The 12,018-nt window shown below is 68.0% G+C and carries 8 protein-coding genes; 1 reads left to right on the top strand and 7 read right to left on the bottom strand.

The window, feature by feature from the left end; all coding sequences use genetic code 11:
• Positions 1-32 precede the first annotated feature (32 nt).
• Together EPK82_RS18840 and EPK82_RS18835 are read right to left on the bottom strand one after the other, a co-directional pair.
• Positions 33-2,051, bottom strand: a complete 2,019-nt coding sequence (locus EPK82_RS18840; RefSeq protein ID WP_244230031.1) for a protein-disulfide reductase DsbD family protein — start codon at positions 2,049-2,051, stop codon at positions 33-35.
• 73 nt (positions 2,052-2,124) lie between these two features.
• Positions 2,125-3,168 (bottom strand): TlpA family protein disulfide reductase, encoded by a 1,044-nt coding sequence (locus EPK82_RS18835; RefSeq protein ID WP_134677640.1) that lies wholly within the window; start codon positions 3,166-3,168, stop codon positions 2,125-2,127.
• Positions 3,169-3,442: 274 nt separating this feature from the next.
• On the opposite strand from EPK82_RS18835, the gene pdxR reads away from it, so the two are divergent.
• Positions 3,443-4,855 carry a MocR-like pyridoxine biosynthesis transcription factor PdxR gene (gene pdxR, locus EPK82_RS18830; RefSeq protein WP_134677639.1) on the top strand — a complete coding sequence of 471 codons (1,413 nt, stop codon included), beginning with the start codon at positions 3,443-3,445 and terminating at the stop codon, positions 4,853-4,855.
• 25 nt (positions 4,856-4,880) lie between these two features.
• On the opposite strand, the gene EPK82_RS18825 is transcribed toward pdxR, so the two are convergent.
• The 5 genes from EPK82_RS18825 to EPK82_RS18805 all read right to left on the bottom strand — a co-directional run bounded on the left by EPK82_RS18825 (position 4,881) and on the right by EPK82_RS18805 (position 11,990).
• Positions 4,881-6,194: an NAD(P)/FAD-dependent oxidoreductase gene (locus tag EPK82_RS18825; RefSeq protein ID WP_134677638.1), complete on the bottom strand. Its 1,314-nt coding sequence runs from the start codon at positions 6,192-6,194 to the stop codon at positions 4,881-4,883.
• A gap of 124 nt (positions 6,195-6,318) precedes the next feature.
• Positions 6,319-7,686: a glutamine synthetase family protein gene (locus EPK82_RS18820; protein WP_134677637.1), complete on the bottom strand. Its 1,368-nt coding sequence runs from the start codon at positions 7,684-7,686 to the stop codon at positions 6,319-6,321.
• Positions 7,687-8,100: 414 nt separating this feature from the next.
• The gene (locus EPK82_RS18815; RefSeq protein WP_037051205.1) at positions 8,101-9,672 is read right to left on the bottom strand and encodes a methyl-accepting chemotaxis protein; all 1,572 of its coding nucleotides are present in this window, start codon (positions 9,670-9,672) and stop codon (positions 8,101-8,103) included.
• A gap of 231 nt (positions 9,673-9,903) precedes the next feature.
• Complete coding sequence (locus tag EPK82_RS18810) at positions 9,904-10,980, bottom strand: FAD-dependent oxidoreductase (protein WP_037051202.1); 1,077 nt, start codon at positions 10,978-10,980, stop codon at positions 9,904-9,906.
• A complete protein-coding gene (locus EPK82_RS18805) occupies positions 10,977-11,990 on the bottom strand; it encodes an AraC family transcriptional regulator (protein WP_134677636.1) in 1,014 nt (337 codons plus the stop codon). The genes EPK82_RS18810 and EPK82_RS18805 overlap by 4 nt, the downstream gene beginning before the upstream one ends.
• Positions 11,991-12,018: the final 28 nt, after the last annotated feature.

Below are 12,018 nucleotides of genomic sequence, written 5' to 3'. Positions count from 1 at the left end.
GCGCACTGCCGACGCGCTCCTGGCCAGGTCGCTCAAGGCTCCGTCATGGGACGGTCGTTGGCGGCCAGTTCGCTCAGCAGCCCCGGGCCAAGAACCTGGGGCAACACCTCTGGCGCCGCCTGGCCTGGCACGTACCACAGGTACAGCGGCACACCCGAGCGGCCGTGTTTTTCGAGAAAGGCGGTAATCGTGGCGTCACCGCGCGTCCAGTCACCGCGCATCACCTGCACGCCATGTGCGTCGAAGGCGCGCTGCGTTTGCGGGCGGTTGATCGCGACCTGCTCGTTGACCTTGCAGGTCACGCACCAGTCCGCTGTGAAGTACACGAAGACGGCATGCTCGCCCTGGCGCAGGCTGCTCAGGCGCGCCTCGTCGAAAGGCTGGTAGGCCTGCGCTGCGCGCTGGGCCTGAGGGCTGCTGTCCTGACTCAGACCGATGCTCAGCGCCAGGACGGCCGCCAGCACCGCAGGTATCCAGCTGTTTGACTTGAACGCCCGCTGGCGCAAGCCCGCGACCCACAGACCGAGGCCCAGCAGCAGCGTGCAGCCGATCACCGTGATCAGGGCATTGCTGCCGACCTGCTGAGCGAGTACCCAGAGCAACGCCAGCGCCGTGAGGAACATGGGAACGGCCAGGACGTGGCGCAGGGTTTCCATCCAGGGGCCGGGCCGCGGCAGACGCTGACGCAGCGCCGGCACGAAGCCCAGCAGCAGGAACGGCAGGGCGATCCCCAGGCCCAGACCGGCGAACACCAGCATGGCCGCCCCGCTGGGCAGCACCAGTGCCGCGCCCAGCGCAGCCGCCATGAACGGCCCCGTACAGGGCGTGGCGACGAAGGCCGCCAGCGCGCCGGTCCAGAATGCGCCGGCATGGCCTTCACGGTTGACCAGAGCACTGCCCACATTGATCGACGAGAGTTCGAACAGCCCGGCGAAGTTGAGTGCGATGGCCGTGCTCAGCAACAGCAGCACCAGAATCACGCGCGGGTCCTGAAGCTGGAAGGCCCAGCCGAGTTGCGAGCCACCAGAGCGCAGCGCGAGCAACAGCGCACCCAGCAGGACACAGACCGCCACCACCCCGGCCGTGTACGCCAGCGCCTCGCGCCGGGCGGCCCCGTCACTGCCGTTGGCTCGTGCGATGCTCAATGCCTTGAGGCTGAGGATGGGGAATACGCAGGGCATCAGGTTGAGCAGCAGGCCGCCAAGCAGCGCACCGGCCAGCGCAACCAGGGTCATCACCAGCGTATTGCCGGGCTGAACCTCACTGCGGCTGACCTTCACGTCCAGGCCCAGGCCGTTACCCAGCGACAGCAGGGCATCGAAGTGCTCTGGCACCTGCTGGCCCGGCCGGGTTTCGATGATCAGGTGATCGTCGCTGCGCTCCACCCGTTGCTCGGCTGCGTTGTCGAGTGCGCCTGGGGTGGCCGAGAACAGGTGAGGCGCGTCGATTGCCATGCCCGCAGGCAGCGGAATGCTGACACGCATGACCCCCTCCTCGACAGCGAACCGGGCGGAGCTGCCGAGCGGCCTGGGCAAGGCCTGACGCCAGTGGGCGAAGGTATCGCTCAGCGCCGGGTCGTTGCGGCCGTCACCGACCGTCAGGCGCGTCTCCAGGCTCGCCTGTTCCGGCACGCACGCGTCGTATCGGCAGGCCAGGTACTTCATATCCAGGCGAATCGCCAACGACTCACCGCTGGCCAGGCCGTCCGCGACATGCAGCGGTATCAGCACGGCATAGGGGTGCTCGTAGACATGGTTCATCAGGCCATCGATCAGCAACGTCTGCGGCACCGGATAGACCGGCTCGCCGACGCTGACGCCCTCGGGCAGATGCCAGGTCAGCTGCGGCGCCAGGCCGACATCGCCGGGCTGCTTCCAGTAGCCATGCCAGCCGGCCTGGGGATCCATGACCAGCGCCAGTGTCGTCTGCCCGCCTGCCGCAGGCGTCGGACTCTCGGCCAGCAGCGACGAGGTGATGAGCACCTCACCACGTCCCGGCAAGTTCTGGGCCCAGGCAAGCGGGGCCATGAGGGCACCGAACAGCAGTGCCATGATTAACCGTCTAAGCATGATGACCTTGAGAGCGGAGGGCTGGATGGCGGCGGGCACCCCGCCGCCAGGGAGATCAACGGGCGCTGATGCTGTCGAGCGCTTCGGCCAGGTGCGTATCCTGCGGCTTCAGCACCTGGGCCACACGCCCCTGCGCATCGAGCAGCACGACACTGGGGATGTCGCGCACACCGAAGGCACGGAACAGTGCGTCGCCCTCGTCCAGCGCCAGGGGCAGCTGCGTGTTGGTGCTGGCCTTGTAGTCCTGCAGGTCCTGCTTCGACGTCCAGAGCCCGGACGAGATGCCGAACCATTCGACGCCACTCTGCGCCGCCAGCCGATCGACATCCTGGCGTACCCGCAGGCACGCCTGGGAAGTCTGCGGCCGGCTCTCGGCCAGGTAGGACTCGCACCAGGGCGCGAAGAACACCAGTGCCCGCGGCTTGCCGCTGGCCTGGCCGAGAGAGACGGCAGCGCCTTCGAGCATCGCCAGCTGCACACCCTCGACCTGATCACCGACGTTGAAGCGACGGCCGGCGTCGGCCTGCTCGTTCGGCGATGCCGCCACCGTCGCGGTGCCCGCATCCAGCACCCGCTGCAAGGCCGCGTGCAGCTGCGCATCGTCCAGGTGGCCGACATGCGCGATCCGTCCGTCCCGACCGATCAGCACGTGCTGCGGCGTGACCCGCAGGTTGAACGCGGCGGCCAGGCTGCCGTCATCGACGACGATGGGCATGCTCAGGCCCAGCGCCTGCCGGTAGGCACGGACCGATTCGATGTCGTCACTGAAGCCGGTGTTCACCGCGATGACCTGGATATCGTCACCCAGGGTCTGCTGCACCTCTTCGAAGCCGGGCATCTGCTGCCGGCAAGGCACGCACCAGGTGGCCCAGAACTTGAGGTAGACCGGCTTCTTGCCGTAGAGCTGCGCCAGGTCGATGCGCTCACCATCGATGGTCTGCAGGACTGCCGCCGGCGCCGGCTTGCCGATCAGCTCGGCCCCTGCATGCTGCGCACGTCGCTCGCCTTCATCGATGCTTTCTTCCGCGTGAACACCCTGACAGGCAACGGCGAACAGCGCCACGCCAGCCAGGTATTTGAGTCGAGTTGCAAGTGTCATCAGGGGCACCGTGGATCTCCTTAAAGTCTGAACCGAGTAATGCGATGGCGTGATCCTCACCTGCTGACGGTGCAAAAAAAAGAGCCAAGAATTACCTTTTCGGCTGTACCATCATCGAGCAAGCCAACGCCAACCCGGCCCATCCGCTCCCAGCACCGGACAGGGCCACCGCGCTTGCGTACAGCCGGGCTGGATGGTCGATCGCCCATGGACATTCCTTCCACGCCTTGCCCCTGCACCGACCTGCTGACGCCCTCGATCGAGGGGGTGCCGGGTGGATAACGTGCGCATCGAGCTCAACCGCCACGCCGGCCAGTCGCTGATAGAACAGATACGCCTCAGCATTGGCAGCGCCATCCGCGAAGGGCAGCTGTATGCCGGCGCCCGCATGCCCTCCTGGCGCGACCTGGCAGCGCAACTGGGGGTGGCGCGCGGCACCGTGCGGGCGGCCTACGAGCGCCTGATCGACGAGCAGTTGCTGGTCGCACGCGGAGCGGCAGGCACCTATGTCTGCGAGCACCCGCCGAGCAGCCGAACGCTCGTTGCCCCAGCAACGCCGCGAGGTCCGTTGCCGGCGTTCCTCATGCATCCGTTCGGTCATCCACCGCTGCCCTTCCAGGTGGGGGTTCCGGCGCAAGATGCCTTTCCCTATACCCAGTGGAGTCGCGCCAGCATCAGCGCCGCACGGCACGCGGCGCACAGCCCGACCAACTACCCCGATCCCCGTGGCGAGCAGGCCCTGCGCACGGAAATCGCCGCCTACCTGGCGGTCGCTCGCGGCCTGGTCTGTTCGCCTGAGCAGATCCTGGTGACCAGTGGCCATGCCGGGGCCCTGGGCCTGGCACTGCTCGCCCTGCCGTTGCGCAACCGGCAAGCCTGGTTCGAGGATCCGGGCTACCCACTGGCGCGTCTCGCGCTGTCGACGACGGGGGTGCAGGTGGTGCCCGTCGACGTCGACGAGCAGGGTCTGGTCGTCGAGCAGGGGATTGCCAGGGCGCCCCTGGCAGCCCTGGCCGTGGTGACGGCTGGGCAGCAGGCCCCCCTGGGCATGACCCTGTCGCTGGCGCGACGCCATGCGTTGCTGGAATGGGCATCACGCAGCGACAGCTGGATCATCGAGGACGACTACCTCAGCGAGCTGCAACTGGCGGGCAAGGCCGCTCCGGCACTGGCCTCGCTGGACCATGCCGGGCGCGTGATCCACATCGGCACCTTCAGCAAGACGATCAGCCCGGCACTGCGCCTGGGCTTCATGGTCGTACCGCCGGCCCTGGTCAACCACTTCATGGATAGCGCCGCCGTGCTGGCACCGGCACCGGCCATGGCCACGCAGATGACCATCACGGCATTCATGAAGGGCGGACACTACCTGCGTCACCTGCGACGCATGAAGCGCCTGTACGCCTCCCGCCTGGGACTGCTGCGCGCGGCGCTGGGTCAGGAACATGCCCAGGACGCCATGGCCGGGCTGGCGCTGTTGCTGCCGCTCGACAATGGCGAGGATGATCAGCGGATCGCCCGCCTGGCCCTGACCCAGGGCATGGCGCCAGCGCCCCTGAGCGTCTGGTACGCCAAGGCCGAAGGCGCCAGGTCCGGGCTGCTGCTGGGCATTCCCAACATCCTGGAGTCCGACGTCGAACGGGCCTGCCAGCAGTTGTTGCGTCTCATCGGCGCTGTCCGCCGCTGAATGGCGCCTAGGACTCTGGCCGCCCTCAGCGCAGCTTCTCCAGCATCTGGTAGTACCACATGCCGGCCGCCAGCATCGGGTTGCCGAGCTGGTCACCCAGCGGCACCTTGATGTGCTTGCAGGCAGCGAAGGTGTCGTACTGCTCTAGGTCGCCGGTAATCGCCTTGGCCATGATCTCGCCCATGATGTGGGTGGTCGCCACGCCGTGACCGGAGTAGCCCTGGCAGTACCAGACATTGGACGACAGCTTGCCCAGCTGCGGGATGCGGTTCATCACGATGCCCATGGCGCAGCTCCACTGGAAGTCGATCTGCACGCCCTTGAGTTGCGGGAAGGTGCGCTCGATGCACGGGCGCAGTTCCCCGGCGATGTCCCGTGAATCACGCCCGGAATAGTTGGCACCACCGCCGAACAGCAGGCGGCCGTCGCCGGTCAGGCGGTAGTAGTCGAGCACGAAACGGCAGTCGTAGACTGCCAGGTCATGCGGGTTGATCTCTTTCGCCAGCTCGCCCAGCGGCGCGGTGGTGACGATGCCCCCCATGGCCGGGAAGATCATGCCCTTGAGCTTGCGCCGCTCCAGCTTGTGGTAGACGTCGCCAGCCAGCAGCACCTGCTTGGCTTCGATGCGCCCGCCCGTGGTGACCACCGCCGGACGCGGGCCATGGACGATATCCAGCACTTCGGAATGCTCGAAGATCAGCGCGCCCAGGCTCGCCGCCGCCTGCGCTTCGCCGAGGCACAGGTTGAGCGGGTGCAGGTGCATGTTGCGGGTGTTCTTGATCGCCCCGCAGTACAGGTCGCTGCCCAGCTGGGCACGCACCTCGGCGCCGTCGAGCAGGCTCACCTCGCCGGCCATGCCGCGCCGCAGCGCCTCGTCGTAGGAGGCCCTGAGCTCGTCCATGTGGCTGGGCTTCATCGCCGCGTGCAGATGGCCGTGCTTGAGGTCGCAGGCGATGCCGTACCTGGCCACACGGCTCTTGATGATCTCGTGGCCGCGCCAGCGCAGGTGCCAGATGAAGTCGTCGACGTCGCTGCCGAGGCTGTTGCGCATCTGCTTGCGCATGGCTTCGTCGCCGGACAGGCTGCCGGTGACCTGGCCACCGTTGCGCCCGCTGGCCCCCCAGCCGACCTTGTTGGTTTCCACCACGGCGACCTTGAGGCCGCGCTCGGCCAGCTCCACGGCCGTGGCGATGCCGGTGAAGCCACCGCCGATGATGGCCACGTCCACGCTCACGCTGCCCTGCAGCGTCGGGTAGTCGGACTCGAAGTTGAGCGACGCCGAGTAGTAGGAAGGCGCCCGCTCGGCGGCGGGTTTGACGGCTTGGTTGATCGCGTTCATTGCATATCCTTGGGGTGCGTTGGCACCGGTGAATCTGAGATCGCGGCTGAAGCGGAATGCCGCCCGCCGCGCCTACATGGGATGCACACTTCGTAGGAGCGGCTTCAGCCGCGATGCTGTTCAGTCAGGCGTTGCTCAGGTACCAGCGCCAGTCCTGCTCGCCGACCTCGCCCATGAACTGGCGATACTCGGCGCGCTTGACCGCCAGGAACACCTTGAGGAAGTCGTCACCGAAGGCGTCGCGGGCCCAGCTCGACTGCTCCAGCGCCTGGATCGCCGCCGACCATTGGCTCGGCAGGCGCTCCTTGGCCTGGGCATAGCCGTTGCCCTCGATCGGTGCCCCGGGGTCGAGGCGGTCGCGGATGCCGCGCTGGATACCGGCGAGAATCGCCGCTGCCGCGAGGTAGGGGTTGGCGTCGGCGCCGCAGATGCGGTGCTCGACGTGTCGGGTCCTGGCCGGGCCGCCCGGCACGCGCAGGCTCACGGTACGGTTATCCACACCCCAGGTCGGCGCCAGCGGCGCGTAGCTGTTGGCCTGGAAACGTCGGTAGGAGTTGGCATTGGGGCAGAACAGCAGCAACGAGTCGTGCAGGCTGGCGAGCATGCCGCCGACCGCCTGACGCAACAGCGGCGTACCGGCCGGATCTTCGCTGGCGAACAGATTGTCACCCGCCGCATCGGCCAGGCTGACGTGCATGTGCATGCCGGTGCCGGCGATCTCGGCGAACGGCTTGGCCATGAAGCAGGCCTGCATGCCGTGGGCATGCGCCACCCCCTTGACCAGGCGCTTGTAGCGCACCGCCTGGTCCATCGCCGCCAGTACCGGACCGTGTTCCAGGGTGATCTCGACCTGGCCGGGGGCGTACTCGGAAATCGCCGTGCGTACCGGAATCCCCTGGGCCTTGCAGGCGGCGTAAAGGTCGCGGAGGAACGGCTCGATCTGCTCCAGTTCGCGCAGGCCGTAGACCTGGGTCTGTCGCGGACGGCCACCGTCGGCATCCAGCGCCGGCTGCGGGCGCCCTTGCGCGTCGCGCTTCTGGTCGAGCAGGTAGAACTCCAGCTCGCAGGCCATCACCGGGTGATAGCCGTCGGCTTCGAGCTGCTCGATCACCCGCACCAGCAACTGGCGCGGGTCGGCGGGGGTTGCCGGCAGGCCTTCGCTGGGGTGCATGGAAACCTGTACCGCAGCAGTGGGAATCTGCCGCCAGGGCAGGCGCACCAGGCTACCGGGCAACGGGTAGGCGCGGCAGTCGATATCGCCGACGTCCCAGACCAGACCGGAGTCCTCGACATCCTCGCCGAGGATGGACAGGCCCAGCATGGTGCTCGGCAACGGCCGGCCGCTCTCATACAGCGCCAGCAGTTCCTCGCGATGCAGCAGCTTGCCGCGCGGCACGCCGTTGGCGTCGAGGATGAACAGCTCGATCAGTTCGATGTCGGGGTTGTCGGTCAGGAAAGCCTGGGCTTCCTGCACAGCAGCGAAAGTCGTCATATCGCACTCGCTTGCGCCAGTCAGGCGCTCGGTGTCCGCACGGCCCGTTCGATTCTCGAACAGGTTGCACAGGCAGACAATTGGGCATCAGCGGCTGCGGGCATGGCGCAGCCATCGGAATTCAGCGGGTGGGGACGGCGTCCGGTGGGCGCGCGTGGCGGCAGTGCCACAGCGCCCAGAAGGCGAGGATGATCGTCAGCAGCGGGTTGAGCCGCTCCAACAGGCGCCGCCGCGCAGGCGCGCGGTACAGCGGAACATGGACTTGGCAGGCCGGGGAGATCATGGCTTGGCAGCGTCGCACAGGGTTTGACGTGCGTTAAATCGGGTTTTTCATACGCTTGGTTGTGCGCCGGCTAAACAATCAGACAAGCATTTTCCTGCAGGCAATGCCGTCGACGGGGCGCGCGGCGCGCCCTATGGCTCGGGTCTATAGCCCAGGCGCAAACCACCCCAATGCCGGCCCTGCACCATGATCGGCACTGACAGGTCGTGCATCAGTTCGCCGGTATCGCGCATGTAGGTCTGCAACAGCAGGGTCTGCTTGTGGCTGCCGCAACGGATACCGGTGCGGTCGTTGAACAGGCGCTTGCCACGACTGCGGGTCGCATCCACCGCCGGGTCGCCGCTGGGCGGATGGTTGAACGCGGCGTTGTGGGTGGGCACGTAGCCTTCCGGCGTGGTGGAGATGGCGAAGACCAGCCCCTCGTGGCGTTCGAGCAAGGGTTCCTGCAGGGCCGGCAGCACCTGGTCGGCGTACTGGTCGAAGCGCGTGCGGTACTTCTGCGGCTGGGTACCGGCAATCGGCTGGTAGCGGCGATCGAACAGGTCGTCGAGGCCGATACGCCCGGCCTGCAGGTCCTGCTCGAACTGCGCGGCGATGGCAGCCGCGCCTTCGCGCGCCAGGTCATAGGCCCGCTGGTGATAGTCGTCCAGGCCCACCTCGGCGAGCTGCTCGCTGACCGTCTCGGCCTGGCCGACCAACTGTTCGGCGGCATCGGCCAGTTGTCGCGTCTGTCCCTCGCTGCCCTGCACGTCATCCTGCAGCTGCAACGCGGCGGCCGACAGGCTGGCCAGGCGCTGGTGATTGTCGGCGGTGCCGGCGCTGATCCGCGCCACCTGCTGCTCGACCTCCTCGGCCTGGTCGGCGATGCCGTGCAACCGACTGCCGGCGGTCTCGATCTGCTGCGCCGCCTGCTCCAGTTCGACGCTCTGGCGCTGGATGTGCTCGACCACTGCCGTGCTCTGCTGGCGGATGTCGGCGACCATCTGGCTGACTTCCTCGGTGGCGCTGGCGGTGCGCGCCGCCAGGTTGCGCACCTCATCGGCGACCACGGCGAAACCACGGCCCATCTCACCGGCGCGGGCCGCCTCGATGGCGGCGTTGAGCGCCAGCAGGTTGGTCTGGCTGGCGATGGACTGGATCACCTGGGTGACCTGCTCGATCTGTTCGGTACGGCTGCCGAGGCCATCGATCAGCTCGCGGCTGGCCAGGGTCTGGGCACTGAGCTGCTGCATGCGGCCGATGGCCTGGTTGAGTTCGGCCTGGCCATCGGCACTGGCCTCACGCACATGCCGGGCCGCCGTCAGGGTCTGCTCGGCACGTGCCGCGCTGTCCTGCTCGGTAAGGGTAATGGCCTCGGCGGCCTGGCTGACCTGCTGCACCGCCGCCAGCTGCGATTGCAGGCGTTCGGCCAGGTGCTTGACCGCGTGGGCGACCCTGGCTGCGGACAGCGCGTTGTGACAGGTGTGGCGCGACAGCCCGCGGCTCAGCTCGACGAAGTCACCGGCCGGGGCCTTGCGCACCACGGCGGCGGGTTCGTCGCGGCGCTGCCAGGGCCCCAGCCAGGGCCACAGCGCCAGCAGCAGGAAGGACGGCACGCTGACATAAGCGGGCAGTTGCACCTGCTGATAGACCAGCATCAGGCCCGCAAGCCCGATGGCGTGCAGCAGACAGGCGACAGGTGTGCGGATGAAAGCAGCTTGCATGACCGACCTCAGAGTTCTTGTTCTGGTGCGCGGCGAGGCGCTGTAGGCGGACGAAGTCACGGCGGGTTCTCTCCTGGAATATCCCACGCAACCTGGGCAGCAGGCTACGAGGAAGGCAGGCCCGTCGACAAATCAGACGATGCAGACCGGGCACGATGACCGAATTCGAGCAGGTTGGCAGCGCCAGCACCATCGCACTTTGGTAGCACCATGCCATGAATTTAGCCTGCCCTACCCCACGACGCGATGGCGCTGGACGAAACGCCGGTCGAGCCAGTCCTTGCAACGTCCGTAGAGCTGCCCACCCGCACTCCAGTCGTGCCAGCCGAGCAGCGCGCCGCCATCGCCCGTGGCGAGCAGTGCCAGGCTCTGCCACTGCGCCCGGTACTGGCGCAGGGGCCGCCCCTGCAAGGCCGCCTGCAGGTTGGCAGCCAGCACGGGCGCCTGGCGCACCGCGAAACGCCCGCTGCGGCGCATGCCGTCGAGGCTGGCGCTGTCGCCGACGGCGAACACCTGCGCGTGCGACTCGCACTGCAGGGTCGGCCGGATGGCGATGAAGCCGGCGCTGTCCGTGGCCAGCTGGCTGGCCGTCAGCCAGGGCCAGGGCCGCGCGCCACTGGCCAGCAACAGGCGGCGCCCGCGCCACACGGGCTCGTCGCCACTGAGCAGCCAGTCGTCCTCGATGCGCCCGATCGGGCAGTGCTCACGCACCTGCACGCCACGCTGACGCAGATGGCCCAGGGCACGCAGGCGCAGCCCCGGCGACAGCCCGTCGAGCAGCGCGCCGCCGCAGAACAGCGCCAGCGCCGGCACCTTGTCGGCCAGCGCCAGGGACAGCTCCACGCCACCCGCGCCGCCGCCGAGAATCGCCATGCGCCTGGGCTCGGCCTGCCATTGCTGCCAGCCCACCAGCAGCCGCTCGATGGGCCGCGCGGCCAGCACCTGCATGGCATCGCCCTGCTGCGGTGGTATGGCCATGCCGGCACCGACGTTGAGTGACAGCCATTCACCCTGCAGGTCACGGCCATCGGTGAGGCGCAGGCAGCGGCTGTCGGCGTCGAGCGAGGCGATCTCGCCCTCGATCAGCTCGACCTTGGCCGCCCGGCACAGCGGCTGCAGCTCCACCCGGCAGTCGGCGGCGCTGAAACGGCCGCTGATCAGCCCCGGCAACATGCCGGCGTACCAGGCCTCGGGGCCGGGACTGAGCAGGCCGATCCGCCCTGGCGGGCGTTCCACCATGGCCCAACGGCGCAGCACACCAAGGTGGGCGTGACCGGCTCCGGCCAATATCAGGTCGTACTGGGTCATGCTTTTTTCAATCCGTCGCGGTACTGGCTCGGGGTCTGCCCGGTCCAGCGTTTGAAGGCTCGGCCGAAGCTGCTGCTGTCGCTGAAGCCGAGCAGATAGGCAATCTCGCTGATCGAACAGCGCGGGTCACGCATGTGCTGCAGCGCCAGGGCCTGGCGCGTGTCCCCGAGCAGCGCCTCGTAGCTGGTGCCCTCCTCGGCCAGGTGGCGCTGCAGGCTGCGCAGGCTCAGGTGCAGGGCCTGGGCGATGCGTTCGGCCGACGGCTCGCCATCTGGCAACTGTGCCTGCAGGAAGTTGCGTACCCGCTCGCTGCAACTGGCCGCCTGCAGTTGTTCCAGGCTGCGCCTGAGCACGGCTTCGTTGTGCTCGGCCAGCTCCGGGTTGCCATCGTCGAGGCGTTGCTCGAAGGCGTCCCGCGGAAAGCGCAGCAGGCTTTCCTCGGCCTCGAACTGCACGGGAGCGCGAAACACCGCCTGCCACGGCTCGGGGTCGAGCGGACGCGGGCGCTGCAACTGCACCAGCAGCGGGGCGAAGTCGCGGCTCAGGCGATTGCGGCAACTGCGCACGTAGATCGCGGCGAAGGCGTCCAGCGCCTCCGGTGCCGGCGTCGGGCTGCCGGGCGGAACACGGAAACGAAACTCGTAGGCATCGTCCACCTGGCGCAGCTCCAGCTGCAGGGCATCGCTGACCACCCGGTGATAGCGCACGATGCGCTCGAACATCTCGCGCAGGCTGCTGCTGGCGATCAGCGCATAACCCAGGGCATGGAAGGTGGTCGGGCTGACGAACTGCGAGGTCTTCAGACCCAGCGCCGGATCACCGCTGGCCGCCACCGCCAGTTGCCACAGGCGGGTGGTCACCGACAGCGGGCAACGCGCGTTGGGATCGTCCAGCAGCGCAGGGTCGAGCCCGGCCTCGCGGCACAGCGCGCTGCTGTCCAGGCCAAGGGCATCGAGCTGCTTGCGCAGGGCGCGGGTCCAGCTGGCCAGGGTGGAGGGTTCGGCGGTCATGCAGATTGGCGTATCCGGTAGGCAGGTT

The sequence above is a fragment of the Ectopseudomonas khazarica genome, from assembly GCF_004521985.1.
In the GTDB taxonomy this organism is placed as follows: domain Bacteria; phylum Pseudomonadota; class Gammaproteobacteria; order Pseudomonadales; family Pseudomonadaceae; genus Aquipseudomonas; species Aquipseudomonas khazarica.
Note: the sequence above shows the minus strand (reverse complement) of the source record. Positions and strands in the feature narration are given on the sequence as shown.

Coding starts and splice junctions, on each gene's coding strand:
- EPK82_RS18810 (WP_037051202.1), bottom strand. CDS start 10,980: ATGACCCAGTACGACCTGATATTGGCCGGAGCCGGTCACGCCCACCTT.
- EPK82_RS18805 (WP_134677636.1), bottom strand. CDS start 11,990: ATGACCGCCGAACCCTCCACCCTGGCCAGCTGGACCCGCGCCCTGCGC.
- EPK82_RS18820 (WP_134677637.1), bottom strand. CDS start 7,686: ATGACGACTTTCGCTGCTGTGCAGGAAGCCCAGGCTTTCCTGACCGAC.
- EPK82_RS18840 (WP_244230031.1), bottom strand. CDS start 2,051: ATGGCACTGCTGTTCGGTGCCCTCATGGCCCCGCTTGCCTGGGCCCAG.
- EPK82_RS18815 (WP_037051205.1), bottom strand. CDS start 9,672: ATGCAAGCTGCTTTCATCCGCACACCTGTCGCCTGTCTGCTGCACGCC.
- EPK82_RS18835 (WP_134677640.1), bottom strand. CDS start 3,168: ATGACACTTGCAACTCGACTCAAATACCTGGCTGGCGTGGCGCTGTTC.
- EPK82_RS18825 (WP_134677638.1), bottom strand. CDS start 6,194: ATGAACGCGATCAACCAAGCCGTCAAACCCGCCGCCGAGCGGGCGCCT.